Below are 26,146 nucleotides of genomic sequence, written 5' to 3' on the forward strand. Positions count from 1 at the left end.
TGCACACGATTCTGCGGGAGTGCGGTACGCCGATCGACCGGTCGTCGCCGCGGCGATGTTTCGTTCTCGGCCCTGTTTCGCGGCGAACCGCGGGTAACGCCCGATCGATTCACCACCGATCGTGCCCCTATCGGCCGATGACGGCGAGGGGGCGAAGCAGCCAAGATCGAAGGAAAGAGCGCTCCCCGAACGGTCGAGAACCGAGGAGAAAAAGTGGGCGAGACCCGCTCATACGCGCTCAACCACCAGCTCCGCCAGCTGCTCGACGAATCGGGCCTGACGGGTGAGGCACTCGCCGGCGAGGTCAACGCGGCCGGCGCCGGACGGGGCCTCGAACTGCGGTATTCGCGGTCCTCCGTCGCGCACTGGCTCTCCGGTGTGCATCCGCGCCAGCCGGTGCCCGCGCTCGTCGCGGAGGTGTTCAGCGCGGTGCTCGGCAGGTCGGTCACCGTCGCGCAGACCGGGCTCGCCGATGATGCCGCCCTTCCGTCCGGCGCTGCCACCACGGGCAGCGGGCTATCGACCGACAACCTGTCCACCGAGATGGCGGAGCTGGCCGGTCCGACCCGCGACCGGGGCCGGCGCCGCGAGGTCCGCGTATCACGTTTTGCACCACCGGAGTGGCCTGTCGCGGGCACGACCGTGCACCGAAGGCGCCGATCCGATCCCGACGCGCCGCGGATCGGCCAGTCGGAGGTCGCCTCGGCCCACCTGATGCGCGACCTGTTCTCGACGGCCGACGCCGAACGCGGCGGGCGCGCCACGCGTCCGGCGCTGGGCCTGTACGCCGGGACGACGCTGGCCACGTGGTTGCGGGCCGACGCGAGCCCCGCCGTGCGCCGCAAGCTGCTCGCGGTGGCCGCTGAGCTCTGCTACCTGTACGCCTTCATGTGCTTCGACGATGAGGATCAGGGTCCCGCGCAGCGCTACTTCCTGATCAGCGCGCAGCTCGCGGCGGAGGCCGGGGACCGCGCCGTCTACGCGATCGCACTGCGTGGCATGAGCGTGCAGTGCCATCACCTCGGGCACCGGAAGCAATCGCTCGCTCTCGCCGAGAGTGCCGTCGGCTCCATCGCGGGGACCGCGGTGCGACCGCGGACCCGGGCGTTCCTGCACGGCCAGGTCGCCGTCGCGCTGGCCGGCGTCGGCGACGGCGACCGGGCCCCTGCCGAGCTGCGCACCGCCGAACGCCACCTGAGCCGGGCCGAAGAGCACGTCCCTGCGATCGGCGCCTACAACACCGCGTCGCTCGCCCACCAGCACGCCGAGGTGGCCGAGCTCTCCGGCGACAGCACCGAGGCGATCCGGCTGTTCAAGGCGTCGTCGGCGCAGCGACCCGCGATCGAGCGCCGCTCGCTCGCCGTCGTGCTCGGCCGGCTCGCGCAACTCCAGTTCGCCGCGGGGCACCTCGACGCCGCGTGCGACACCTGGCTGCAGCTGCTCGACGTCCGGCGAATGGTCGGGTCGGCTCGCGTCGACGCCGCCGTGACCGAGATGCGCAGGCTCGTCGAGCCGCACCGCGACACCACGTCGGTACGAGCGCTGCTGGACCGGGCTGACGCACTCCAGCCCGGGTGATGGTCACCAGTTCCGGCGGGTGATCAGGTCGGCCAGGTCGTGCAGCTCCCGCAGGTCGGCCGTGGCCGGCGCCGCGGCGGCCAAGCCGGCCCGCGCGCGTTCGATGTGGGCGTCCGCACCCGCGCGCGCCCATGCCCGCCCGCCGCCCCGTTCGACCAGCTCGGTGGCGCGCTCGACCTCGTCGGCCCGCAGGTCGCGGTCGGTGTCGAGCAGGTCGCGCAGCTCGGCGCTCGCGACGGTGCCGGAGTCGAGCGCGGCAACGACGGGCAGCGACTTCTTGCGGACGATCAGGTCGGCGCCCGCCGGCTTGCCGGTGACCCGCGGGTCACCCGAGATCCCCAGCAGGTCGTCGATCAGCTGGAAGGCGAGGCCGAGCTCGCGGCCGAACCGGTCGAGCGCGGCCACGGCGAGCGGCGGGGCGCCCGCGTAACGGCCGCCGATCGCGGCTGCGCAGCCCAGCAGCGCACCGATCTTGCGCTCGGTCATCGTGAGGCATTCCGAGGGCGTGACGTCGAGCCGGCGCGCGAATGCGCAGTCGTCGACCTGGCCTGCGCACATTTCCACGACCGTGTTCGCCATCCGCAGCGCCGCGTCCGCCGAGGCCGGGTGGGCATCGACGAGCACCGTGCTCGTGGCGAGCGACTGCAGGGCGTCGCCGGCGAGGATGGCGTCGTCGATCCCGTAGACCGTCCACGCCGTAGGCCGGTGGCGGCGCACGGTGTCACGATCCATCACATCGTCGTGCAGCATCGTGAAGTTGTGGACCAGCTCGATGGCCACCGCCGGCGCACGGGCGGCGGCGACGTCCCCACCGAGCGCCCGGCAGACCGCGAGCAGCAGCGCCGAGCGGAGCACCTTCCCGGCGCCCCCGCTGCAGCCCTCGCCGTGCTGATCCCACCACCCGAGGTGGTAGCCCGCGATGAGCCGCAGCCTCGGCGGCAGCCGGTCGATCGCGGCGCGCAGCGCGGTCACGACGTCCGCGTCGGCGCAGCTGCCGTCCCGGCCGCGCGGTCGGGTCGGGATCCGGGTCGACGGTGCCGTCGGGATCACCCCATTCGTCGGGTCGGTGCGATCGGTCCGCCGCGACCACGGACGATCCTCGACTTCCACCACAGCACCTGATCGGCGAAGCCATCCGACAATTGTTCGGGGCATGCGTTTCATTTCCGGACGCGTTTCACGGAATCGTGGCCGCATGGTGAAACGGTCGGATGGATGAAACCTCTGCCGGGCGCCGTCGTGCGGGATGGCGTGAGACCGTGGATTGAGCGTCCATATCGAGGTTCGCGCGACCGCGGGAGCAACCCGCCGCCCCTCGATTCCCGAACCTGGTGGAGCACATTGTGACTGATCTGGTGAGATTCACCCCGTCGTCGGTGTTCGACGACGTCGGACCCGACACCGCTGTCGCGGCGGTGGAGCTGCGCGACCGCGGCGACGAACCCGGCACGGCGTGCCGTGGCGCGCCCCTGCTGGCAGGCGAGCTGCGACGCGCGGGGCTGCCGACCGTCGAGGGCCGGGTGCGACTCGGAGAAGGGCCGTTCACCGCGCTGGTGGCCGGCGATCCGGGCTCGGCGTTCGGCATCGCCGTCCCCGCGGACGACGGTGCGGCGATGCAGCTCACCACCGACGTGATGTCGCGCTGGCTCGCGGTCCGCGCCCCCCGCACGATCCTGCTGGCCAGCCCGCGCTCGTTCTGCGCCGGCGTCGACCGCGCGATCGAGGTCGTGCGGCACGCGGTGGACCAGCTGCCGGGACCGGTGTACGTGCGCAAGCAGATCGTGCACAACACCAGCGTCGTCGAGGAGCTCGAAGGCCTCGGGGTGACGTTCGTCGACGAGCTCGACGCCGTACCCGACGGCGCGACCGTCATCTTCTCGGCACACGGCGTCTCACCTGCGGTGCGCACCGAGGCCCGACGACGCGACCTGGACGTGATCGATGCGACCTGCCCGCTCGTGTCGAAGGTCCACGCCGAGGCGCGGCGCTTCGCCGCCCGGGGCGACACGGTCGTGCTGGTGGGCCACGACGGGCACGAGGAGGTCGAGGGCACGCTCGGCGAGGCCCCGGAGTCGACGGTGCTGGTCGAGACCGTCGACGACGTGGCACGGGTCGAGGTGGCCGATCCGAGCCGGGTGTCCTACCTGACCCAGACGACGCTCGCGATCGACGAGACCACCGCGGTGATCGCCGCGCTGCGCGACCGCTTCCCGCAGCTGCGGGAGCCACCGTCGGACGACATCTGCTACGCCACCACCAACCGGCAGGAGTCGCTCGCCGCGGTTGCGGCCGACGCCGACCTGGCGCTGGTCGTCGGCTCGCCCAACTCGTCGAACTCGGTGCGGCTCGTCGAGGTCTGCCGCCGCAACGGCCCCCCCGCGCACCTCATCGACTCCGCGTCGGACATCCGGTCCGAGTGGCTGCGCGGGGTGCGGACCGTCGGGCTGACCGCGGGCGCCTCGGCGCCGCCCGAGCTGGTGGACGGCGTGGTGAGCGCGTTGAGCGGCCTCGGCCCGATCACCGTCGAGGAGCGCACGACGGCCGAGGAACTCGTCCGATTCGACATGCCGAAGGGAATGAGGTCATGACGTCCGCCGTTGCTCCCCCACTGCTGCGAACCGTCCGCGGGCCGGCGGACGTGCGCCGGCTGCCGGCAGCGATGCTGCCGGAGCTGGCCGCCAGGATCCGCGCGTTCCTCATCGAGAACGTGTCACGCACCGGCGGCCATCTCGGCCCCAATCTCGGGGTCGTCGAGCTGACCATCGCGCTGCACCGTGTGTTCGCGTCGCCGCGGGACAAGATCGTCTTCGATACCGGCCACCAGTCCTACGTGCACAAGGTGCTGACCGGGCGGTGGAACCAGTTCCCGTCGCTGCGCCAGCCCGGTGGCCTGTCGGGCTACCCCGCTCAGGCCGAGTCGGTGCACGACGTCATGGAGAACTCGCACGCCTCGACCGCGCTGTCCTACGCCGACGGGCTGGCCAAGGCGCTGGACCTGTGCGGGGCGACCGACCGGCGGGTGGTCGCCGTCGTCGGCGACGGCGCGCTGACCGGCGGGCTGAGCTGGGAAGGGCTCAACAACATCAGCGGCGCCGACCGCCCGGTGGTGATCGTCCTGAACGACAACGGGCGGTCCTACGCGCCGACCGTCGGCGGGCTCGGCCGTCACCTCGCCGACCTGCGGGCCAGGACGGGTACGCCCACCCTCTTCGAGAACCTGGGCCTCGCCTACATCGGCCCGGTGCCCGGCCACGACGTCGAGGCGCTAGAACGGGCCCTGCGCAAGGCCGCGGACCTCCACCGACCTGTCGTCGTGCACGCGGTGACGGTGAAGGGCAAGGGGTTCGCGCCCGCGGAGCAGGACGTGGGTGACTGCCTCCACGCCGTCGGCGTCATCGACCCCGCGACCGGGGAGTCGACGGCGCCCTCCGCGGTGTCGTGGACGTCGGTGTTCGGGCGGGAGATCGTCGCGCTGGGCGAGGAGCGCCCCGACATCGTGTGCCTGACGGCGGCCATGCTGCTGCCGGTGGGGCTGGGCCCGTTCGCCGAACGGTTCCCCGACCGGGTCTTCGACGTCGGCATCGCCGAGCAGCACGCGGTCACCAGCGCGGCAGGGCTCGCGATGGGCGGGATGCACCCCGTCGTCCCGATCTACTCGACGTTCCTCAACCGGGCCTTCGACCAGCTGGTCACCGACGTCGCCATGCACCGCCTCCCGGTCACGTTCGTGCTGGACCGGGCCGGCATCACCGGCCCCGACGGGGCGAGCCACCACGGCATGTGGGACGCGTCGGTGCTGCCGGTCGTGCCCGGGCTGCGCCTCGCGGCGCCACGGGACCCGACCCGGCTGGCGGAGCTCCTGCGGGAAGCGGTGACCGTCACGGACGCGCCGACCGTCCTGCGCTACCCGAAGGCCACGGCGGGATCCGACGTCACCGCGCAGCGCCGGGTGTCCGGCATGGACGTCCTGTACAGCCCGGCTGATCAGACCGATCAGATCCATCAGACCGGTCAGACCGATCAGAGCGATACCGATGGCAGGCCGACGGTGCTGCTGGTGGCGGTCGGTCCGCTCGCCGGCGAGTGCGTCACGGCCGCGGAGGAGCTCGAACGGCACGACGTGGCCGTCACCGTCGTCGACCCGCGCTGGATCGCACCCATCGACCACGCGCTCGTGGAGCTCGCGGCGGCGCACGACCTCGCGCTCGCCGTCGAGGACACCGTGGCGACGGGCTCGACCGGTGCCCGGCTCGCGCACGCGCTGGCCACGGTCGGCGCCGGCACGAGGGCGCTGCCGCTGGCCCTGCCCCGCCGGTTCCTCACCCACGGCTCGCGCGGCGGCATGCTCGCCGCGCACGGGCTCGACTCCGTCGGGATCGCGGCGGCCGTCCTGAAGCAGCTCGAACACCCGGTCCGGTCCGAACCGGCGAAGGAGACGTCATGACCACCGTCGAGCTCGGCATGCCCGAACCCGCGTCGCAGGTCGCGCCACGGCGCGGCAGCCGCCGCATCCAGCTCGGATCGGTGCCCGTCGGCGGCGACGCCCCCGTCTCCGTGCAGTCGATGACCACCACGCTGACAGCCGACATCGACGCCACCCTGCAGCAGATCGCCGAGCTGACCGCGGCCGGCTGCCAGATCGTGCGGGTCGCGGTGCCGTCGCAGGACGACGCCGCGGCGCTGCCGGCCATCGCGGCGAAGTCGCCGATCCCGGTGGTCGCCGACATCCACTTCCAGCCGAAGTACGTCTTCGCGGCGATCGACGCGGGGTGCGCCGGCGTGCGCGTGAACCCCGGCAACATCAAGCGGTTCGACGACCGGGTCGGGGAGATCGCACAAGCCGCCGCCGCGGCGTCGATCCCGATCCGGATCGGGGTCAACGCCGGATCGCTCGACGCGCGGTTGCTGAAGAAGCACGGCAAGGCGACGCCGGCGGCGCTGGTGGAGTCGGCGCTGTGGGAAGCGTCGCTCTTCGAGGAACACGGCTTCACCGATCTGAAGATCTCGGTGAAGCACCACGACCCCATGGTGATGGTCGACGCCTACCGGCAGCTCGCCGCGGCGTGCGACTACCCGCTGCACCTCGGCGTCACCGAGGCCGGTCCGGCGTTCCAGGGGACGATCAAGTCGTCGGTCGCGTTCGGGGTGCTGCTCGCCGACGGGATCGGCGACACGATCAGGGTGTCGCTGTCGGCCCCTCCGGTCGAGGAGGTGAAGGTCGGCAGCCAGATCCTCGAGTCGCTCGGGTTGCGACCGCGCCGGCTCGAGATCGTGTCCTGCCCGTCGTGCGGGCGGGCCCAGGTCGACGTGTACCGGCTCACCGATCAGGTGACCGCGGCGCTGGACGGGTTCCCGGTGCCGCTTCGGGTGGCTGTCATGGGATGTGTGGTGAACGGCCCCGGCGAGGCCCGTGAGGCGGATCTGGGCGTTGCGTCCGGCAACGGGAAGGGCACGATCTTCGTCAAGGGCGAAGTGGTGCGCACCGTGCCCGAGTCGCAGATCGTCGAAGCGCTGATCGACGAGGCCAACACGATCGCCGCGGCCATGCAATCGGCCGGGGAATCGGACGAGGACGGGGACGGGGACACCGGCGGCTGAGACCCGTCAGGCGCTGCGGCGGATCGAGACGCTCGCCGCGGTGTGGCGCAGTCGCTTGACCGGGGGGTGGTGCTGGTGCGGGAGCACCAGCGCGTGCATGGTCGCGAGCGCGGAGTCGGCCCGCTTCGAACTGATGTGCTGGTAGTCGTCGAGGAACAGCATCCACGTATCGCACGCGGCGTCGAGGTTGCCGCCGGCCAGCTGCAGCTCGGCGAGCCTGGCCCGCAGGATGGCGCGGGAGCGGCGCTCGGTGGTCGGCCGGTGCCGCAACGAGACCTGCAGCGCGCTGACCGCCGCCTGCCGATCGCCGAGGAACGCCGCGACCGCGGCGTGCTGGTGTGCGAGCGAACCAGCGTGGTAAGCGCCGATCGGCGCGTTCTCGGCGCCGGTCTGATCCAGCTGACGTTCGGCCATGGCGAGGTCGCCCAGCGCGCGGCGCCCGTCGCCGACGGCCGCATGAGCTACGGCCAGCTGCCCGTAGAGGAACGCCTGTACCCGCGGCTCGTCCGGCGGCGAGGCCACCGACCGGACGGAGCGCTCGGCCAGGTCGACGGCTTCGGTGAGGTGGCCGAGGTAGCGGGCCTGGACGCTGAGCGCCCGCAGCGCGATGGCGTACCCCTTCCGGTCGCCGCTCGCGGTCGACAGGTTCGCACTGGTCAGGTAGAAGCGCTGGGCAAGCCCGTGCAGTCCCTCGTCGAAGCACATGAAGGCGTACAGGTAGGTGAGCTTCGCCGCGGCGGCGAGCATCCGGCGGCGCACCGTGCCGGGGGCATCGCCGGGCCGCCAGCGGGATATCGACGTGCCGAGGTACGCACCGAGAGCGGCCCGCGCGTGCCGTCCGCCGCGCATCGCGTCCGCCGCGGAGAACACCTCGCACAGCATGAGGGCGGCGTCGAGCTCGGACGCCGATCCAGGCGACGCCGCCCCGGTCTGCAGCGGGTCGCGCGGCGACTGCATCCAGTCCGGCACGCACAGCGCGTCGAGATGGTAGATGCTGCCGGCGAGCAGATCCGGCTCGGCGCCGGCCGGCGCCAGCACGTCCAGCCTGGCCAGCCCGCCGTCGGCTGGTTGGCCGTGCTCATCGGGCTGCGCCCCGCCGAGGCCGGTCTCCTCGACCGTCACGGGCCTGGAGAGTTGCCGCGTGAAGGTCTCCGCGACGAGTGCCGGCACGGGCGCACGGGGATGCATACCGGACAACCAGTGGGTAATGGACGAACGCGAGTACGAGAGCGACAACCCCGCCTCTCGGCCGGCGTTGTTGATCTCACGGGCCAATGCGCCATTCGTGAGCCTGCTTTCCGCGAGCAGCGAACGGAGCTTGTGGTTCGGTACATGCGGACGAGCTGCGCCCATGACTCCCTCTCGGACGACCAGTCAGCGGATGCGGTATTCATCGTCCCGACTCGACAACTGCGACGGAAGCGGCCGATCGAGTCGCTGAATTAGGTCGCGTACAGCACTGAGTAGTCGTCCGAGTGCGTCGGTACACCACTCGCCGCGGCTGATCAAGTGGCCCGTGCCGCGAGACCGTTTCGTCCGTCACCGTGTTGCACACACCCATCCCCCGATCACACTGAGCGACTGTCCGCAATGCACTCCGGCCGCCGGCGACGCCTTTTGTCGTCCGTTCGAGCAATGCCGGGACCAACCCCGTCCGAGGGCGTCACGGAACGAAGTAGATCTGCCCACTTGCAATCATGAGTGGTAGCGTCTCGACGAAAGCGTCCCGAGATTCTCCCTGCTCGGATGCGCGCAGGGCACCCACCGTGGATCTGGGGGTTCGGTGAACCGGACAGTGGAATGCAGGCGATTCGCGACGAGCGGCGTCGCCCCCGGCGTCTTGGTGGTGGCGCCGTTCCGTCACCCGGACCGCGGAACGGTGCGATTCCCCACGGCCTCGGCAGTGGCCGCTGACCTGCGGCGACGCGGCCGGCGCGAGGTACGGGAGCAGTGCGCGGCGATGCTCTGCGGGCCCCGGCAGTCCAGCGGATGGGTCTTCACAGCGTCCTATCTGGACCGGACCGGACAGGCTGTCGGCATGGGCATCGGCGTCCACCGGGCCGACACCGCCGGCGTCGCCATGGCGCAGCAGGTGATCGAATCCTGGCGGTCGGCGTGGCGCACCCGCAGGGCCGTGGTCGCCCCCGACGGCGCCTGCTCGGGAAGCGGGTCGTGCCCGCACGTCGAGATGGCGCAGGCACAGCTCGACGTCTTCACGCAGCGTGGTGATCATGCGGTGGTGATCGGCGGACAGGGACCGGACCGGGTCGGGACGACGTCGGTCGGCTCCGTGCGCGCGGTCGCCGAGCTCACGGCCGACCCCGATCGGCTGGCCTATCTGGTGCAACCCGGATTCGTCGCGGAGGACGCCGCTCCCATCGTCGCGGCCCTGCGATCGCGCTTTCCCCACATCCGTGGCGCCCATCCCGACAACATCTGCTACGGGCCGTCCGATCGGCGGCTTTCGTTGCGAATTCTGGCCTCGACCTGCGACATCGTTCTCGTTGTCGGCACCGGCCGGCGCGCCGGCCCACCCGACCCGGACGTCACGGCGATGCCGGGATGGGCGGTGATCCACGAGATCACCGACGCGAGCGAACTGCAACCCGAATGGCTCAAACCCGCCGAAAGCGTCGGAGTCGTCGCCAGGGCGGGGTCGGACGCCGGCGTGATCCAGCAGGTCGTCGACTCCCTTTCCGGTCTCGGCCCGCTTTCCGTGGCGCGCCGTGGCGTCGTCACCGAACTGGTGGCCGGACCACTCAGCCGTCATCATCTGCACATCGGGGCAGTGCCGGCGCCCACTTCGGAGACTCTCCTGGAATTTGCAACAGCACCTAGTTGAACAATTCGTTGCTTTTAACCCTTTTTCGGGGTACCGGCAACCACCAGCGGGATGCGCGACACGCAGACCTCCGCGGAGGTCGACCAAAGTCGGCGCGGGATCCGTCATCGGTCGGATGCGCGGCACGCGACGATCCCGGAAGATGGCGCGGTGAGCGCACGGGCGGGCAGCGCAGGGGCGGGCAGCGCAGGGGCCGGCGCAGAGCGGCTCGGTCCGTGGCAGCAGGGCTGGCGGCTGCTGGCGGCCGCCGCGATCGGCGCCGTGAGCTGGCTGTCGACCGCGGCGCAGCTGCCGGAGGGCACAACGGGGGACGCCGTCGACTGGCTGATCACCGGCGACCCGATCGTGGGCGTCGTCTGCCTCGTCGTGGTTGCGTGGCGTCGGCGCTATCCGATCAGCATCGCGGTCGTGGTGGTGGTCATCTCCACGTTCTCGACGCTGGGCAGTGGGGCGGCGCTGCTGGCCATCTGCTCGCTCGCCACCCGCCGGCGCCCGGTCGAGACCGGCGTCGTCGCGCTGGCCTGCCTGGTATCCGCCGTGACCGCCTCCGGCTTCTACCCCCAGCGGGACGGGCCGGCCCCGCTGTGGCTGACAATCGCGATCGCCACGCTCGTGATCGGAATCGCCGTCGCGGTCGGGTTCGCGGTCGGGGCCCGGAGGCAGGAGCTGCGGTCGCTGCGCCAGCGTGCCGAGATCGCGGAACGGGAGCAGGCGGCGCGCGCGACCGAGGCCCGGATCACCGAGCGGCACCGGATCGCGCGCGAGATGCACGACGTGCTCGCGCACCGGGTCTCGCTGGTCGCCATGCAGGCCGGGGTGCTCGGCTATCGCCACGACCTCCCGGCAGAGCAGGTCTCGGCGCTCGCCCGTGGGGTTGCCGACGGCGCCCACCAGGCCCTCGAGGAGCTCCGTGACGTGCTCGGGGTGCTGCGGGCCAACCCCGAGGATCCCGAACCGCCGCAGCCGTCGCTCGCCGGTGTCCCCGCGCTCGTCGCCGACGCGAGGGCGATCGGGTTGGACGTGACACTGGAAGGGTCCGCAGTGCACGGATTTGCACTGGACGGATCTGCGGGCGAGCCGCCCGATCTCATGGCGCGCACGGCCTACCGGATCGTCCAGGAGGGCCTGACCAACGCGGGCAAGCACGCCCCCGGAGCGCGGGTGCGGGTCACGGTCGACGGCGCGGCCGGGACGGGGTTGCACGTCGCGGTGCGCGACTCCGGCGGGTCGCAGGCGTTCCGCCCACCGCCGGAATCCGGGTTCGGGCTGGTCGGACTCGCCGAGCGGGTCGCACTGACCGGCGGCGAGCTGCTGCACGGGCCTGCGGCGGGCGGCGGCTTCGCGCTCACCGCGCGGCTGCCATGGCCCGCGCGTCCCGCCGGGGCGGACACCTGATGTCGACCCCCACCCCCGCTTGCGCCCCGGTGCGGATCGTGATCGTCGACGACGACCAGCTGGTCCGGTTCGCGCTGCGGCTCGTCGTCGAGGGCGAGCGCGACATGGTCGTCGTCGGCGAGGCCGGCGACGGCGATGCCGCGATCGCCGTCGTGCGCGAGACGCGGCCCGACATCGTGCTGATGGACGTCCGGATGCCCAGCCGCGACGGGCTCAGCGCCACCGAGACGATCCTGGGCGAGCCGAACCCGCCACGGGTGCTGGTGCTGACGACGTTCGACTCCGACGAGACCGTGCTGCGCGCGCTGCGCGTCGGCGCGCTCGGGTTCGTGCTGAAGGACACGCCGCCGCCGCAGTTGCTGACCGCCGTGCGCTCGGTGGCCGCCGGCACGCCGTCGCTCTCGCCGTCGGCCGTGTCGCGGGTGGTCGCCGCGGCCTCGGGGCGAACGTCAGCGAGGCGCGTCGGAAGTCGCGCGACGCCGCTCGCCACCGGCTCTCGCCGCTGACCGAACGTGAGCTGGACACCGCGCGGGCGATCGCGGAAGGCTTGTCCAACGCCGAGATCGCCGGCAAGCTGCACGTCAGCGTCGCGACCGTGAAGGCGCACACGAGCAGCCTGTTCATGAAGCTCGCGGTCGGCAACCGGGTGCAGATCGCACTGCTCGTCCGGGAGGCCGAAGGCTGAGTTTGACGCAACTCGCTGGTTGCCTTATGGTCGCAACCTCATAGTTGCTACTACTTCGTGCAGAGGTCGCCATGGCATTCCCCGACCGCATCGAGCGGACCGTCGAGATCGAGAACACGCCGGACAAGGTGTGGAGCGCGCTCACCACGGCGGACGGGCTGGCCAGCTGGTTCGGCCACACCGCGACGATCGACCTGCGGCCCGGCGGGGCAGCCAGCATGTCGTGGCCGGACGGCGCCACCGTCAGCATGCGCGTGGAACGCGTCGAGGAGCCGACCGTCTTCGGGTTCACCTGGAACATCTACGGGCTGCCCGACGACGACCCGCGACGCACCTACGTCGAGTTCACGCTCGAACCCGCCGGCGCCGGCACGCGGCTGAGCGTCGTCGAGACCGGGTTCGCCCAGCTCCCCGCCGACGCGCACGACAAGGCGTTCGGCGGCAACGTCGACGGGTGGCAGAGGGAGCTGGACGAGCTCGTCGCGTACGTCAACGCCGTTGCCTGACGATGCCCGAGCCGATGCCCGAGCCGATGCAGGAGCCGAGGACCCAGCCGGAGATCGAGTGCGTCGCGGAGCAGGTCTTCGTCGCGCTCGCCGATCCCAGCCGGCGGACGCTGCTGGCCACCCTCGCGTCCGGCGGCCCCGCGACGGCGACCGACCTCGCCGATCGGCTGCCGATCACCCGGCAGGCGATCGCGAAGCACCTCGCGCTGCTGTCCGAGGCAGGGCTGGTGACCGCCGAGCCGGGTGAGCGGCGCCGCATCCGCTACCGGCTGCGGTCGGCCCCCATGCAGGTCGCCCAGCAGTTCCTCGCCGCGCTGGCCCGCGACTGGGACGGCCCGCTCGACGCGCTCAAGGAACGCCTGGGCCGCGCCTGACCCCGAAGTTCCCCACCGTTTTGGGCACTTGCGCGCGGATTCGGCGCGCAAGGGTCCCGCCGTGGAGTTCACCCACAAGACACCGGCGGTCAAGCGCCGCTCCTGGCTCAACCTGGTCGAACGCCGGTTCGGTGAGTTGACGACCAAGGAGATCCAAGGCAGCACGTACCGCGGCGCCCGGGCGATCTGACGACCTCACCGGAAGCGCGCACCGACCCCGTTCACCTGCTCCTTGTTAAGCAGTTCCCACAAATGCTAGCGTCGCTGACGATAAGCTGACTGATCCTCCGGGGAGGAATCTTGATCCGCGTCGTCGAGAAGGCATCTGATCACATTCTGGCACTGTTCATTCCGCGCGCCACGGCGTCCGCCGCGGCACCCATGGGCGGCTGGTGGCGCTACTGCGATTGCATCCTCACCGAGCGGCTCGAGCAGTGGTGCGAGAACCTCGGCGGCCAGGTGTACTGCGGCAACTGCACCGTCGTCGGGCGCTGCTGAGCAGGACGTTCACCACCCGCGGTGGGATCGGATGATCATCCGATCCCACTGGCGTCCCTTCTCGCGCAGCGATCCCGATTGGTTGCGCACACACATTTCTTCGTTCGAATTGTCGGTCCGGCACCATCTGCAGCGCAGAAGCCAGCCGCCGCGGACCCGTTCCCACAGCGCATTCATCGCGGACGTGCCGGAGCGGCTCCCGTTCCACCCGGTCGAGCAGGTCCAGAACTGCCTCGCCGCAGTCGGCGCGCCGGCCCCGCAGAAGAAGATCTTGTGGAGCCGGTCCTCCCCAGCAGGCGATCGCGAAGCACCTGGTGACGGCCGAGCCGGGTGAGCGGCGCCGCATCCGTTACCGGCTGCGGTCGGCCCCCATGCAGGTCGCCCAGCAGTTCCTCGCCGCACTGGCCCGCGACTGGGACGGCCCGCTCGACGGAACGTCAAGGCGGCGCCTGACCCAACTTCCCCACCGTTTTGCCAACTTGCACGCCCTCCAGGGTCTGCAGGTTGGCAAAACGGTGGGGAACTTCGGGGTGCAGTGTTAGGTTCGCGATCATGTCCAGCCCCGAGGCTTCCAGAGGTTAGCCACCGGTCGTCCGGTGGCCAGCCCTAGCGGCGTTCTTCCGCCGCGCCACCGGATCACCGATGCACGGGCTCGGCCCGGACCACCTACGTCCGGGCTGTCTTCGCGCGGCCTTCTTGTGTGCCGCGTCCTCGTCGATCCTCGATGTGGCTCTGGAGCCTTGTCATGCCTTTTGTCATCTACGTCCTCGGGCTGGCCGTCTTCGCCCAAGGGACGTCGGAGTTCATGCTGTCCGGACTCGTGCCGGACATCGCCACCGACATGCACGTGTCCATCCCCACCGCCGGGCTTCTCACCTCGGCGTTCGCCATCGGAATGGTCGTCGGCGCACCGCTCGTCGCGATGCTCAGCTTGCGCTGGCCGCGCCGGACGGCGTTGCTGACCTTCCTCGCTGCGTTCGTGCTCGCGCACGTGGTGGGCGCGATCACGGGCAGTTTCGCGGTGCTGCTCGCGACCCGCGTCGTCGCCGCGGTGAGCTACGCGGGGTTCCTCGCGATCGGGCTGGCCACGGCGACCGCAATGGTCGCGCCGCACGTCAAGGGGCGCGTGGCCTCGGTGATGCTGAGCGGGGTTACGCTCGCCTGCATCGCGGGCGTGCCCGCCGGCGCTGCGCTCGGTCAGCTGTGGGGGTGGCGGGCCGTCTTCTGGGCGGTCGCGATCGTCTCTTTGCCGGCGCTCGCCGCGATCGTCATGTCGGTGCCCGGCGGCGCCCGACCGGCCGGTCCCGGCATCCGCGACGAGCTGCGGGCACTGCTCGACGGCCGCCTCGCCGTCTTGCTGGTGCTCGGCGCGCTGGTCAACGGCGCGACCTTCAGCGGTTACACCTACCTGGCTCCGCTGATCACCGACGTCAGCGGACTCGGCCCCGGTTGGGTGCCGATCGCGCTTGGCCTGTTCGGGGTCGGCTCGTTCGTCGGCGTCACTCTCGGCGGGCGACTCGCCGACAGCCGTGCCATGACCACGGTCGCGCTCGGCGCGGTGGCGCTGGTCGCGGGGTGGCTCGTGCTGGCGCTGACCGCCGGCAGCCCGGCCGCCGCGCTCGTGCTGATGATCGTGCTGGGGACGCTCGCGTTCGGTGTCGGCTCGACGCTGATCGGGCAGATCCTCTACGCGGGGTCCGCGGCGCCGACGCTGGCCGGTGCCGCGGCGACGGCGTCGTTCAACGTCGGGGCGACGCTCGGGCCGACCGCCGGCGGCCTCGCCATCGCGGCCGGGTTCGGTTACCGCTCGCCGGCGGTGGTGGGCGCCGGCCTCATGGCCACGGCCCTCCTGGCGGGGATCACGGCGCACCTGGTGTCGCGGGCAGCCCGAGACGCGGGAAGTCCGCTTCGAGGAAACGGGTGATCGTCGCGATCCGGTCGCCGCGCAGGGTCAGGACGATCAACCCCGCCGGCCGGCCACCGAGGTAGCAGCCGAACGCCGGCTGCGTGTTGGCGCGGGTGGGGAGCAGCGTGGTCGCTCCCCGCCCGCTCCACCCCATGCTGACGGTGAGGAACGCCGCGACGGCCGCTCGGCCGTGGTACTCGTGCGGTGCGGGCGGCATCGCGAGCCAGCCGTCGTCGGTGAGCAGCTCGACAACACCGTCCACGTCGTCGGCGGTGAAGGCCTCGGCGAACCGGCGGACCAGCGCCTTCTCCTCCGGAGAGCTCGGCGCAGGCGGTTCGCCGTGCCGCGCGGCCGTGCCGGCGCGGGCCCGTTGCAGCGCACCCTTCACCGCGGTCGGGCCGCCGCCGAGCATGTCGGCGGCCTCCGCCAGCGAGAAGCCCAGCACGTCGCAGAGCACGAGCGCAGCGGCCTGGCGGGGCGGGAGGCGTTGCAGCCCGGCGACGAACGCCAGCTCCACGCTCTCGCGGCTGCCGTACCGGGCCTCCGGGCCCGGCGCGGGCTCGGCGACATCGGTGAGCAGGTGGTCCGGGATGGGCTGCAGCCAGGTCACGTCGCTGCGGCGGCTCGGGGGCGGCGGTTCGAACGGCGGCCGCGGTTCGGGCGGGCGGCGGCGGCCCGCGTCACGCAGCGCGTTGAGACAGCGGTTGGTGGCGATGCGGTAGAGCCAGGTGCGCACCGACGAGCGGCCCTCGAAACCGTCGAGGCCGCGCCACGCGGCGAGCATCGTCTCCTGCAGGACGTCCTCGGCATCGGTCAGCGAGCCGAGCATCCGGTAGCAGTGCACCAGCAGCCCCCGCCGGTGCGGCTCGGTGAGCTCGCGGAACGCCCGCTCGTCGGCGGCGCGGGCTCGGCCGGGTGCGCCCTGCGTCACCGCCGCATCCTCGCACGCCACCCCACCCGAACTTCCCTACCGTTTTGGGTGGATGCGCGCCGTTTTCGCGCGCAAGTGCCCAAAACGGTGGGGAACTTGGCCGGGACCGTTCCGTCGAGCGGTGCGGTGGTGTCTGCACCGACGTCCGCATCGACGTGGACGTCACCGACCGAGGAGTCCCCATGACCACGACGAGCCCCGCGCTCGACACCGCGCTCGCCTACCACCGCGCCTGGACGGGCGCCGACTTCGAGAAGGCGATGACCTACATCGCGCCGGACATCGTGTGCGACGCCCCGGCGGGCCGCATCGAGGGGGCAGCCGCGTTCCGCTCGTTCATGGGCCCGTTCTCGCAGATCGTCCGGTCCGCGACCATGCTGGCCGCGTTCGGCGACGAGCAGACCGCGCTCGTCATGTACGACACGGCAACCGTGCCCGTGGCCAGCGCGCCGGGCTGCGAGCACGTGACCGTCGTCGACGGCACGATCACACATATGCGGATCGTGTTCGACCGCGCGCCGTTCGACGCGGCACGCGCCGCGCGCGAGTCGGGCTGATCCGGCGGGCGAGTCGGGCCCGGCCGGTGCGCGAGTCGGGCCCGACTCGCCGACCTGAGTCGCGAGGAGTTTCCTCTCAGGTACCGTCCGGCGCGTGTCCGACCCGCTTCCGCCGCCCCAGCGCGGGCTGCTGACCGAGAGCATCTCGCGGCAGCTGCGCAGCGACATCCTCTCCGGGAAGCTCCCGGTGGGCTCGAAGCTGCCCTCGGAACGGGAGCTCGCCGCCCAGTTCGGCGCGAGCCGAAACGTGCTGCGGGAGGCGCTGCGCCGACTGGAGGCCCAGCACCTGATCGAGGTGGCACCCGGCCGCGGTTCGTTCGTCACCGACAGCTCGACGACGGACGCTCGCGGCTACGACGCGCTCTACCGCGCGAGCCGGCCCAGCGTTCGCCAGGTCATGGAGGCGCGGATCGCGATCGAGGTGGAGACGGTCGGGCTGGCGTCGGAGCGCGCCACCCACGCGGAGCTGGCCACGATCCGGGCGGCGAACGACCGGATGCTCCACGCCACCGACTTCGTCGCGAAGGCGCAGGCCGACCTCGACTTCCACGAGGCCATCGCGGTGGCCAGCGGCAACCCGGTGCTGCGGGTGATGCTCTCCTCGATCAGCGGGATGATGTTCGAGGTCATGCTGCGCTCCAACTCCGACCCGTCCATCGCTGAGCCCGGCGTGCCGCACCACCCCGAGATCCTCGAGGCGATCGAGGCCCGCGACGTCCATCGGGCCCGGCACTGCATGTACGAGCACCTCGCGCTCGCGCGCCGCACCTACGGCCCCGACCTGGACATCAGCGTCGACGTCATGGCGGCCCGCCACATCGAGTCCCTCCTGCACAGGACCGACCCCCAGCCCTAGGCGCTGCCCGCAACGCCGTGTTAGCGTTCCGCCGCTAACTGGTACTACCAGTTGGGCCAGTCCTCACCGACGATGAGAGGTACCGGCATGAGGTTCAGCCGTCGCAGGTTCGGCACGCTCGTCGCCGCGACCGCCGGCACCGCCGCGCTCGGCTCGGCGCTCGGCGCGTGCTCGACGCCGCCGGTCACGCGGGACACGCCGCTGCGGATGCTGGCGGTCAACCACGTCTGGACGCAGGCGATCCGCAAGCTCCTCCCCGAGTTCGAAGAGCGGATCGGGAGGAAGGTCTCGGTGTCCATGCTCACCGCCGACCAGCTGGCCAGCTCGTACAACGTCAAGCTCAACGCCTCGGCGACCGACATCGACGTGATGATGGTCAGGGCGCTGCAGGAGCAGGGGCTGTTCGCGCACAACGGCTGGCTCGCCGACCTCACCCCGCGCATCCAGGGCGACCCGGACTTCGCGTGGGACGACGTCCAGCCGGCGCCGCGTGAGGCGTCGACCGTCGCCGGAAAGGTGCTCAGCGTCCCGGTGGTGACCGAGCGGTCGGTCCTCTACTACCGCAAGGACCTCGGGCCGCCGCCGTCGACGCTCGACGAGCTGCGCGAGCGGGCACTGCAGCTCACCGATCGCCAAAAGGGCTTCTTCGGGTTCGTCGGGCGCGGCCAGCGCAGCGGCGCGGTGACGCAGTGGTCGAGCTTCCTGTACTCGCTCGGCGGCGACTTCGTCACCGACGGCCGCTCCCGGATCGGCTCCCCGGAGGCGATCGCCGCATACCAGTACTACGGCGAGCTGCTGGGGAAGGCCGGCCCGCCCGGCGCGACCAACATGAGCCTCGAGCAGGCGATGCCGATCTTCGCGCAGGCCAAGGCCGCGTTCTACGTCGACGCCGACGCGATCTACTCGAACTTCCTCGACCCGAAGGTCTCGATCGTGCAGGACACCGTCGGATTTGCGCCGTTCCCCGCCGGGCCGGCCGGGTCGCGCCCGTACAACATCCCGTCGTGGAGCGTGGGGATCAACCGCTTCTCCCGACTGCAGGACGACGCCTGGCAGTTCGTGCGCTGGGCGTCGAGCCGCGAGACCGTCGAGAAGATCCAGGCGGCCGGCATCCCCGGCGCGCGCACGTCGGTCTGGGCCGACGACAAGTCGCTCGCGACGTTCCCCGCGGAGCTCGCGGCGTCGATGCGGGTCAACGCCGAGAACGGGGTGGGGCACGACCGGCCGAAGGTCCTGCAAGTCGGACGGGCGCGCGACATCATCGGCCGCCCGCTCGTCGCAGGGATCCTCGGCCAGGACGTGCCGCCGGTCGCCCGCGATGCCGACGCCGAACTGACCGACTTCCTCGTCCGCGACAACCGCCACCAGGGGATCTGATGCAGTCGCATTCCGTCGACCGGTCGCACCGGCGGCTGCGCTGGATGATGCTGGCCCCCGCGCTGGCCTTCGTCGGCCTGATGATCGTCTTCCCGCTGCTGTTCACGATCGACCTGAGCCTCACCGACGCGTTCGGCGCGGTCAACGCCGGCGCGGAGCACGTCGGACTGCAGAACTACGGCGACGCGCTCTCCGACGGCCGCCGGTTCTGGCCGGCGGTGTGGCGCACCGTCTACTTCACCGTCGGCGCAGTGGTGCTGGAGACCGTGCTGGGGCTCGCGCTCGCGATGCTCATGCGCAGGGCGTTCCGCGGGATCCGCTGGGTCCGCACGGTGCTGATCGTGCCGCTGCTCGCGACGCCGGTGGCGATCGGCATCCTGTGGCTGCTGATCCTCGACCCCACGAACGGCATCGCGAACCAGCTGCTCAAGAGCGTCGGGATCGCACCGCTGGAGTTCCTCGGCTCGGTGTCGCAGTCGCTGCCGACCCTGATGGTGATCGACGTCTGGCAGTGGACGCCGATGATGACGCTCCTGCTCCTCGCCGGACTCTCGACGCTCCCGGAGGAGCCGGAGGAGGCCGCGACGGTCGACGGCGCCAACGCATGGCAGCGCTTCCGCCACGTCGTGCTGCCGATGCTCGGCCCGACGATCGCGACCGCACTTGTGCTGCGCTCGGTCGACGCGTTGAAGACGTTCGACATCCTCTACGCGACGAAGGGCCCCGGCGGCGGCTCGGCCTTCGAGGCCGAGACGCTCAACGTGCTCGCCTACGGCCTCACGTTCGACTACCAGGAGTACGCGCTGGCCTCGGCCGTGCTGGTGCTCTTCACGCTCTTCATCATCGGGGTGGTGCTGGTGCTGCGCCGCTACGCCGGAAGGGGCGCCGCATGAGTACGGCCGCTGTGCTCGACCGAGCCGTTCCCGTCACACGCAGGCGGCGCGGCGGCTGGTCGTGGCTGCGCGGCGTCGCCATCACGGTGGTGACGCTGGTGTTCGCGCTGCCGGTCGTCTGGATGTTCGCCGCAGCGTTCAAGACGAACGTGCAGGTCACCGACCCGACGGTCGGGCTCGTCTTCCCGCCGACGCTGGAGAACTTCGCGAACGTGCTCGCCGACGGCGCGATCCTGCCGGCGATGGGCAACTCACTGCTCGTCGGCGTGGTCTCCACCGTGCTCTCGGCCGTGCTCGCGGTGCCGGCGGCGTGGGCCGTCGGACGGTTCGGGATGCGCAGCACCGGCTCGCTCGTGCTGGTCGCCCGGATCGTGCCGGCGATCTCGCTGCTCGTGCCGTGGTACTACCTGTTCGCGCAGGCCGGGCTGGTCGGCAGCTACACGGTGCTGGTGCTCAGCCACATGTTCGTCTCGGTCCCGCTGATCCTCTGGATCATGATCAGCTTCTTCGAGGGGCTGCCGGTCGAGCTGGAGGAGGCGGCGCGCGTCGACGGGCTCTCCGCGTTCGGCGCGTTCCTGCGCATCGCGCTGCCGCTGGCCGCCCCGGGCACCGCGACGGCGGCGGTGCTGGCGTTCGTCGCCAGCTGGAACAACTTCATGTTCGCACTGGTGCTCGCCGACGAGAACACCGAGACCGTGCCCGTCGCGCTGTTCTCCTTCATCTCCTACGCGAGCACCGACTGGGGCGGCCTGATGGCGGCCTCCGCGCTCATGACGGTGCCCGTCGTCGTCGTGGCGCTCCTCGCGCAGAAGCACATCGTGGCCGGCCTGACCGCCGGCGCCACAAAAGGCTGAAAGGACCGCACCCGCAATGAAGATCGTCGACGCGACGGTCGTCGTGACGAGCCCGGGACGCAACTTCGTCACGCTGAAGATCGAGACCGACGACGGGGTGAGCGGCCTCGGCGATGCCACGCTGAACGGCCGCGAGCTGGCCGTCGCCTCCTACCTGCGCGACCACGTCGTTCCGCTGCTGATCGGGACCGACCCGCACCGCATCGAGGACACCTGGCAGTCGCTGTACCGGGGTGCGTACTGGCGGCGAGGGCCGGTGACGATGGCCGCGATCGCGGCGGTCGACGTCGCGCTGTGGGACATCAAGGCCAAGGTCGCGAGTCTGCCGCTCTACCAGCTGCTCGGTGGCGCGAGCCGCGAGCGCGTCCGCACCTACGGGCACGCGAGCGGCGGCTCGCTCCCGGAGCTGTTCGACGCCGTCCGCGCGCGGATCGAGCAGGGCTACCCCGCCATCCGCGTGCAGACCGGGGTGCCGGGGCTGCGCCGGGTGTACGGGGTCAGCGGTAGCCCGGCGGTCGATCCCGGCCTGCCCGCCGTCGAGGACTGGGACACGGCGGCGTACCTGCGGCACCTGCCGCGGGTGTTCGAGGCGGTGCGCGCCGAGTTCGGCCCGGACCTGCCGCTGCTGCACGACGCGCACCACCGCCTCACCCCGCAGCAGGCCGCCCGCCTGGGCAAGGAACTGGAGCCCTACGACCTGTTCTGGCTGGAGGACTGCACGCCGGCGGAGAACCAGGAGGGTCTGCGGCTGGTCCGCCGCCACACGACGACACCGCTCGCGATCGGCGAGGTGTTCAACACCGTCTTCGACTACCAGACGCTCGTCACCGAGCAGCTGATCGACTTCGTCCGCTCGGCGGTGACGCACTTCGGCGGGGTCACACCCCTGAAGAAGCTCTTCGACCTCGCCGCGCCGTACCAGATCCGCAGCGCGATCCACGGACCGGAGGACATCTCCCCCGTCGGCATGGCCGCGGCGATCCACCTCGACATGGCGATCCACAACTTCGGCATCCAGGAGTACGCCGGGTACACCGACCGGACCGACGAGGTGTTCCGGCGCGCGTTCACGTTCGTCGACGGGCACCTGCACCCCGGCGACACCCCCGGCATCGGCGTCGAGCTCGACGAGCAGGCCGCGGCCGCACACCCGTACGAGCGCTCCTACCTCCCGGTCAACCGGCTGCTGGACGGCACCGTCCACGACTGGTGACCGAACTTCCCCACCGTTTTGCCAACTTGCACGCCCTCCGGCCTCTGCAGGTTGGCAAAACGGTGGGGAAGTTGGGTGCGCAGACGAACAGCACGGACGGACAGTTGGTGCATTTCACATCCTTTTGCCTTGACCCTGTGTGAGTCCCCCGCTTAGCGTCGTCACCAACGGTCACGAACATCAGCGACAAGCCCCGGCTGGCTGATTGGCAACCCTCGCGTGCGGTGGGGTGCTCCGGGTGACGACCGGGCAGGTGTCATTTCCGCCACCTGCAAGCGCTCGACCTTTCGGGAGACCGTCGACATGCGTCCGCTGTTGGCCGCCTGGCGCCGCCACATCGACCAGATGCGCGGCTGCACCTCGACCCGCTGTCGCTGACCCGCGACCGGGCCGTTCCCTCACTCTTTCGCTCGTTCTCGACCACAGGTTCCGCGCTGCTCGCACCCACAGGTGCCGGCGCGGCGAAAGGATGCTCCGCCATGCGCACCCGCATGAGATCACTGCTCGCACTGCTGCCCGCCCTCCTGCTCGCTGTCGCGTGCGCCGCGCCGGGCTCGACCCCGGCCGGCGGCGGTGACGGCGCCGCCGGGACCGTCGTCAAGATCGGTGTCGCCGACGGCACCGAGAACTACTGGACGGTCTACAAGGAGAAGGCGAAGGCCGCCGGCATCACGGTGGAGCTGGTCAACTTCACCGACTACAACCAGCCCAACCCGGCGCTGTCGCAGGGCCAGCTGCAGCTCAACCAGTTCCAGCACCTGCAGTACCTCGCGAACTACAACGTGAAGAACAACGACACGCTGGTGCCGATCGGCGCGACCGCGGTCTACCCGCTGCCGCTCTACTCGACCAAGCACACGTCGGTCGACGCGATCCCGCAGGGCGGGCAGGTCGTGATCCCGAACGACCCGACCAACCAGGCCCGTGCGCTGCTGGTGCTGCAGGCGGCCAAGCTGATCACGCTCAAGGGCGGCGGCACGTCGCTCTCCACGCCCAACGAGATCGACACGGCCGCGTCGAAGGTCACCGTCGTCCCGGTCGACGCGGCGCAGACCGCGGCGAACCTCGCCAGCGTCGACGCCGCGATCGTCAACAACAACTATGCGACGGCGGCGAACCTCGGGCCCGACAAGGTGATCTTCAAGGACGACCCGAACAGCGACTCCTCGAAGCCCTACATCAACACGTTCGTCTCGCGCGCCGCCGACAAGGACAACCCGACCTACCGCAAGCTGGTCGAGATCTACCACGACCCCGAGGTGCTCGCGGCGGCCCGCAAGGACCTCGGCGACGGTGGTGTCTTCAAGGACAACGACGCCGCCGACCTGCAGTCCAGCACGGTCGTCATCCAGGACGCGCTGAAGGCATCGGGCTCCTGATCATGGCACCGGTGATCCGCTTCTCCGCGGCGACGAAGGAGTTCCCCGCCAGCCGCGGGTCCGCGGTGCGCGCGGTCGACACCGTCGACCTCGACATCGAGGACGGCGCGATCACCGGTGTCATCGGGTACTCGGGGGCGGGCAAGAGCACGCTCGTCCGGATGATCAACGCGCTGGAGCTGCCGACGTCGGGCACGGTGACCGTCGGCGACCGGGTGACCGGCACGCTGGGCGAGCGCGAGCTGCGTGCCCTCCGCGGCGAGGTCGGGATGATCTTCCAGCAGTTCAACCTGTTCGCGTCGCGCACGGTGGCCGGCAACGTCGGCTACCCGCTGCGCATCGCTGGCTGGAGCAAGGAGAAGCGCAAGCAGCGGGTGGCCGAGCTGCTGGAGTTCGTCGGGATCAGCGAGAAGGCCCGGCAGTTCCCCAACCAGCTCTCCGGCGGTCAGAAGCAGCGGGTCGGGATCGCGCGGGCGCTGGCCACGTCACCCCGCATCCTGCTGGCCGACGAGGCCACCAGCGCGCTCGACCCGGAGACCACGGCCGACGTGCTCGCGTTGCTGCGGCGGATCAACCGCGAGCTGGGCACCACCATCGTCGTGATCACGCACGAGATGGAGGTGGTCAGTTCCATCTGCGACACGGTCGTGGTGATGGAGCAGGGCAAGGTGATCGAGCACGGACCGGTGTACGACGTGTTCGCCGACCCCCGCGAGCAGGCGACCCGCCGGTTCGTGAACAGCGTGCTGAAGGACCGGCCGTCGGCCGAGACCGTCGCGCGGCTGCGCGAGCACTTCAGCGGGCGCCTCGTGACCGTCGCGGTGCGCGCCGAACCGGGTGCGCGCAGCGCCCTGTCCGACGTGCTCGCCGGGCACGACGTGCGCAGCACCGTCGTCTACGGCGGGATCAGGGAGCTCGCGGACAAGCCGTTCGGCAGCATCACGTTCGAGCTGACCGGCAGCGACCCGGCGATCGACGCGCTGATCCGCGAGCTGGCGCAGCACACCGATGTCGAGGAGCTGAGCGCGGCGTGAACGAGTGGGACAAGCTGACGCCGGTGCTGTGGCTGTCGTTCCAGCAGACCGTCTACATGGTCTTCTGGACGATGCTGATCGCCGGGGTGCTCGGCCTGCTGCTCGGGGTGGCGCTCTACACCAGCAGGCGGGGCGGGCTCTTCCAGAACGCGCCGGCGTTCCACCTGCTGAACGTGCTGGTCAACATCGTGCGACCGATCCCGTTCATCATCTTCATCACCGCGGTCGGGCCGCTCACGCTGCTCGTCATGGGCACGACGATCGGGACGCAGTCGGTGCTGTTCCCGATGTCGGCGATGGCGACGTTCGTGATCGGGCGGATCGTCGAGCAGAACCTCGTCTCCGTCGACCCCGGCGTGATCGAGGCGGCGCGCGCGATGGGCGCGAGCCGCTTCCGGATCGTGTGGAGCGTCCTCATCCCGGAGGCGCTCGGCCCGCTCGTGCTCGGCTACACGTTCATCTTCATCGGCGTGGTCGACATGTCGGCGATGGCCGGGTACGTCGGCGGCGGCGGCCTCGGCGACTTCGCCATCACCTACGGCTACCAGCAGTTCAACTGGCCCGTCACGCTGGTCACGGTCGTGATCATCATCGCCGTGGTGCAGGTGGCGCAGCTGGTCGGGAACTGGCTGGCGCGCAAGGCGCTGCGTCGCTGATCCCCGGGACCGCACACGTGGGCAGGAAAGCCACTTTCCGGCCCTCACAGGGCAGGAAAGTGGCTTTCCTGCCCTCCCCTGCTCCCGGCTGAGCTGCGCGAGCGGGCACAGCGCCGGATCAGCTCGCCGCGGCGTCCACCGTATGTGCCAGCAGCAGCGCGGTCGTGACCGCGCCTACGCCGCCCGGCACCGGTGTCAGCGCCGATGCCCGACCTGCGACGGCGGTCGCGTCGACGTCCCCGACCAGGCCGCCGTCGTCGGTGGCGTTGGTGCCGACGTCCACGACGACGGCACCCGGCGCCACGTGCTCCGCGCCGATCATCCCGGCCCGCCCGACCGCGGCGACGAGCACGTCGGCCCGGCGGGTGACGGCGGCGAGGTCACGCGTGCGGGAGTGGCAGACGGTGACCGTCGCGTTGCGGGCGAGCAGGAGCAGCGCGACCGGCTTGCCCACGACGGTCGAGCGGCCGACCACAACCACCTCGCGGCCCTCCAGCTCGACGCTGTGGTGGTCCAGCAGCCGCAGCACCGCCTCGGCGGTGGCCGGCGCGAACGCGGGCAGCCCTGCCGCGAGCCGGCCGAGGCTCTCCGGGTTGGCGCCGTCGACGTCCTTCGCCGGCGGGATCCGGCCGGCCAGCTCCGCCGCGTCGACCCCGGCGGGGAGCGGGGTCTGCAGGATGATCCCGTGCACCGCGGGGTCGGCGCTCAGCTCGGCCAACCGCGCGCCCAGGTCCGTCGAAGTGGCGTCGACGCCGAGGTCGTGCACGACGCAGTCGACCCCGACCGCGGCGGCCGCCTTCCCGATCGAGCGGACGTACCACCGGCTGCCGCCGTCGTCGGTGGCCACCACCACGGCCAGCCGCGCGACGGTGCCGGCGGCCGCGAGTGCGGCGGCCCGCTCGGCGACCTTGGCACGCAGCGTGGCGGCCGCCTCGCGCCCGGACAGTTCCCGCGTCCCACGATCCATGGGGTGATCATGCCCGCCGCTCGCGACAACATATAGTCGACATCGAC

Annotated in this window: 24 protein-coding genes, 2 pseudogenes and 1 riboswitch; of the genes and pseudogenes, 22 read left to right on the forward strand and 4 right to left on the reverse strand. The window is 71.3% G+C overall.

Annotated features, from left to right (window positions below):
- Positions 1-213 precede the first annotated feature (213 nt).
- Positions 214-1,578, forward strand: coding sequence for a hypothetical protein (locus LL648_RS31470; protein ID WP_232666422.1), 1,365 nt, complete (start codon positions 214-216; stop codon positions 1,576-1,578).
- A gap of 3 nt (positions 1,579-1,581) precedes the next feature.
- Here the strand turns inward: LL648_RS31470 and LL648_RS31475 are convergent, their stop codons facing one another.
- On the reverse strand, positions 1,582-2,688 hold the full coding sequence (locus tag LL648_RS31475; RefSeq protein WP_232666423.1) for a polyprenyl synthetase family protein: 1,107 nt from the start codon (positions 2,686-2,688) through the stop codon (positions 1,582-1,584).
- A 233-nt stretch (positions 2,689-2,921) separates the two neighbouring features.
- On the opposite strand from LL648_RS31475, the gene ispH reads away from it, so the two are divergent.
- The 3 genes from ispH to ispG are packed head-to-tail and all read left to right on the forward strand — an operon-like array spanning position 2,922 to position 7,176.
- The gene (ispH, locus tag LL648_RS31480; protein WP_232666424.1) at positions 2,922-4,166 is read left to right on the forward strand and encodes a 4-hydroxy-3-methylbut-2-enyl diphosphate reductase; all 1,245 of its coding nucleotides are present in this window, start codon (positions 2,922-2,924) and stop codon (positions 4,164-4,166) included.
- On the forward strand, positions 4,163-6,022 hold the full coding sequence (locus LL648_RS31485) for a 1-deoxy-D-xylulose-5-phosphate synthase (RefSeq protein WP_232666425.1): 1,860 nt from the start codon (positions 4,163-4,165) through the stop codon (positions 6,020-6,022). The genes ispH and LL648_RS31485 overlap by 4 nt, the downstream gene beginning before the upstream one ends.
- A complete protein-coding gene (gene ispG, locus LL648_RS31490) occupies positions 6,019-7,176 on the forward strand; it encodes a flavodoxin-dependent (E)-4-hydroxy-3-methylbut-2-enyl-diphosphate synthase (RefSeq protein WP_232666426.1) in 1,158 nt (385 codons plus the stop codon). The genes LL648_RS31485 and ispG overlap by 4 nt, the downstream gene beginning before the upstream one ends.
- 6 nt (positions 7,177-7,182) lie before the next feature.
- On the opposite strand, the gene LL648_RS31495 is transcribed toward ispG, so the two are convergent.
- Positions 7,183-8,346, reverse strand: a complete 1,164-nt coding sequence (locus LL648_RS31495; protein WP_232666427.1) for a hypothetical protein — start codon at positions 8,344-8,346, stop codon at positions 7,183-7,185.
- An 868-nt stretch (positions 8,347-9,214) separates the two neighbouring features.
- Between LL648_RS31495 and LL648_RS31500 the strand changes: the two genes are divergently transcribed.
- The 9 genes and pseudogenes from LL648_RS31500 to LL648_RS31535 all read left to right on the forward strand — a co-directional run bounded on the left by LL648_RS31500 (position 9,215) and on the right by LL648_RS31535 (position 15,400).
- Positions 9,215-10,018: a hypothetical protein gene (locus LL648_RS31500; protein WP_232666428.1), complete on the forward strand. Its 804-nt coding sequence runs from the start codon at positions 9,215-9,217 to the stop codon at positions 10,016-10,018.
- A gap of 150 nt (positions 10,019-10,168) precedes the next feature.
- Entirely contained in the window at positions 10,169-11,413 is a 1,245-nt protein-coding gene (locus LL648_RS31505; RefSeq protein WP_232666429.1) for a sensor histidine kinase, read from the forward strand.
- A pseudogene (locus LL648_RS31510) lies at positions 11,413-12,098 on the forward strand (response regulator transcription factor). Before LL648_RS31505 ends, LL648_RS31510 begins: the two are co-directional and overlap by 1 nt.
- Before the next feature lie 71 nt (positions 12,099-12,169).
- The gene (locus LL648_RS31515) at positions 12,170-12,604 is read left to right on the forward strand and encodes an SRPBCC domain-containing protein (protein ID WP_232666430.1); all 435 of its coding nucleotides are present in this window, start codon (positions 12,170-12,172) and stop codon (positions 12,602-12,604) included.
- A gap of 14 nt (positions 12,605-12,618) precedes the next feature.
- On the forward strand, positions 12,619-12,978 hold the full coding sequence (locus LL648_RS31520) for an ArsR/SmtB family transcription factor (protein ID WP_232666431.1): 360 nt from the start codon (positions 12,619-12,621) through the stop codon (positions 12,976-12,978).
- A 61-nt stretch (positions 12,979-13,039) separates the two neighbouring features.
- The gene (locus LL648_RS44450) at positions 13,040-13,168 is read left to right on the forward strand and encodes a hypothetical protein (protein WP_255686923.1); all 129 of its coding nucleotides are present in this window, start codon (positions 13,040-13,042) and stop codon (positions 13,166-13,168) included.
- Between the two features lie 110 nt (positions 13,169-13,278).
- On the forward strand, positions 13,279-13,476 hold the full coding sequence (locus LL648_RS31525; RefSeq protein WP_232666432.1) for a hypothetical protein: 198 nt from the start codon (positions 13,279-13,281) through the stop codon (positions 13,474-13,476).
- A gap of 290 nt (positions 13,477-13,766) precedes the next feature.
- Positions 13,767-13,907 (forward strand): annotated as a pseudogene (locus LL648_RS31530) (ArsR/SmtB family transcription factor); the annotation flags it as partial.
- Between the two features lie 314 nt (positions 13,908-14,221).
- On the forward strand, positions 14,222-15,400 hold the full coding sequence (locus LL648_RS31535; protein WP_232666433.1) for a Cmx/CmrA family chloramphenicol efflux MFS transporter: 1,179 nt from the start codon (positions 14,222-14,224) through the stop codon (positions 15,398-15,400).
- Here the strand turns inward: LL648_RS31535 and LL648_RS31540 are convergent.
- A complete protein-coding gene (locus LL648_RS31540; RefSeq protein ID WP_232666434.1) occupies positions 15,336-16,313 on the reverse strand; it encodes an RNA polymerase subunit sigma-70 in 978 nt (325 codons plus the stop codon). The genes LL648_RS31535 and LL648_RS31540 overlap by 65 nt on opposite strands.
- Before the next feature lie 182 nt (positions 16,314-16,495).
- Between LL648_RS31540 and LL648_RS31545 the strand changes: the two genes are divergently transcribed.
- The 9 genes from LL648_RS31545 (at position 16,496) to LL648_RS31585 (ending at position 25,132) form a co-directional block, all read left to right on the forward strand.
- Positions 16,496-16,870 (forward strand): nuclear transport factor 2 family protein, encoded by a 375-nt coding sequence (locus tag LL648_RS31545; RefSeq protein ID WP_232666435.1) that lies wholly within the window; start codon positions 16,496-16,498, stop codon positions 16,868-16,870.
- Between the two features lie 94 nt (positions 16,871-16,964).
- Positions 16,965-17,726, forward strand: coding sequence for a FadR/GntR family transcriptional regulator (locus LL648_RS31550; RefSeq protein ID WP_232666436.1), 762 nt, complete (start codon positions 16,965-16,967; stop codon positions 17,724-17,726).
- A gap of 87 nt (positions 17,727-17,813) precedes the next feature.
- Positions 17,814-19,103, forward strand: a complete 1,290-nt coding sequence (locus LL648_RS31555) for an ABC transporter substrate-binding protein (protein ID WP_232666437.1) — start codon at positions 17,814-17,816, stop codon at positions 19,101-19,103.
- Positions 19,103-19,996: a carbohydrate ABC transporter permease gene (locus tag LL648_RS31560; protein ID WP_232666438.1), complete on the forward strand. Its 894-nt coding sequence runs from the start codon at positions 19,103-19,105 to the stop codon at positions 19,994-19,996. Before LL648_RS31555 ends, LL648_RS31560 begins: the two co-directional genes overlap by 1 nt.
- On the forward strand, positions 19,993-20,850 hold the full coding sequence (locus LL648_RS31565) for a carbohydrate ABC transporter permease (protein ID WP_232666439.1): 858 nt from the start codon (positions 19,993-19,995) through the stop codon (positions 20,848-20,850). Before LL648_RS31560 ends, LL648_RS31565 begins: the two co-directional genes overlap by 4 nt.
- 16 nt (positions 20,851-20,866) lie before the next feature.
- Positions 20,867-22,063, forward strand: coding sequence for a D-mannonate dehydratase ManD (gene manD, locus LL648_RS31570; RefSeq protein ID WP_232666440.1), 1,197 nt, complete (start codon positions 20,867-20,869; stop codon positions 22,061-22,063).
- Positions 22,064-22,232: 169 nt separating this feature from the next.
- Positions 22,233-22,347, forward strand: a riboswitch (SAM riboswitch).
- A 195-nt stretch (positions 22,348-22,542) separates the two neighbouring features.
- Positions 22,543-23,442 carry a MetQ/NlpA family ABC transporter substrate-binding protein gene (locus LL648_RS31575; RefSeq protein WP_232666441.1) on the forward strand — a complete coding sequence of 300 codons (900 nt, stop codon included), beginning with the start codon at positions 22,543-22,545 and terminating at the stop codon, positions 23,440-23,442.
- 2 nt (positions 23,443-23,444) lie between these two features.
- On the forward strand, positions 23,445-24,476 hold the full coding sequence (locus LL648_RS31580) for a methionine ABC transporter ATP-binding protein (RefSeq protein ID WP_232666442.1): 1,032 nt from the start codon (positions 23,445-23,447) through the stop codon (positions 24,474-24,476).
- A gap of 56 nt (positions 24,477-24,532) precedes the next feature.
- A complete protein-coding gene (locus LL648_RS31585) occupies positions 24,533-25,132 on the forward strand; it encodes a methionine ABC transporter permease (RefSeq protein ID WP_255686943.1) in 600 nt (199 codons plus the stop codon).
- Positions 25,133-25,250: 118 nt separating this feature from the next.
- On the opposite strand, the gene LL648_RS31590 is transcribed toward LL648_RS31585, so the two are convergent.
- The gene (locus tag LL648_RS31590; protein ID WP_232666444.1) at positions 25,251-26,099 is read right to left on the reverse strand and encodes a bifunctional 5,10-methylenetetrahydrofolate dehydrogenase/5,10-methenyltetrahydrofolate cyclohydrolase; all 849 of its coding nucleotides are present in this window, start codon (positions 26,097-26,099) and stop codon (positions 25,251-25,253) included.
- Positions 26,100-26,146 lie beyond the last annotated feature (47 nt).

Origin of the sequence: Pseudonocardia sp. TRM90224, assembly GCF_021245725.1 — a bacterium.
Lineage (GTDB): Bacteria > Actinomycetota > Actinomycetes > Mycobacteriales > Pseudonocardiaceae > Pseudonocardia.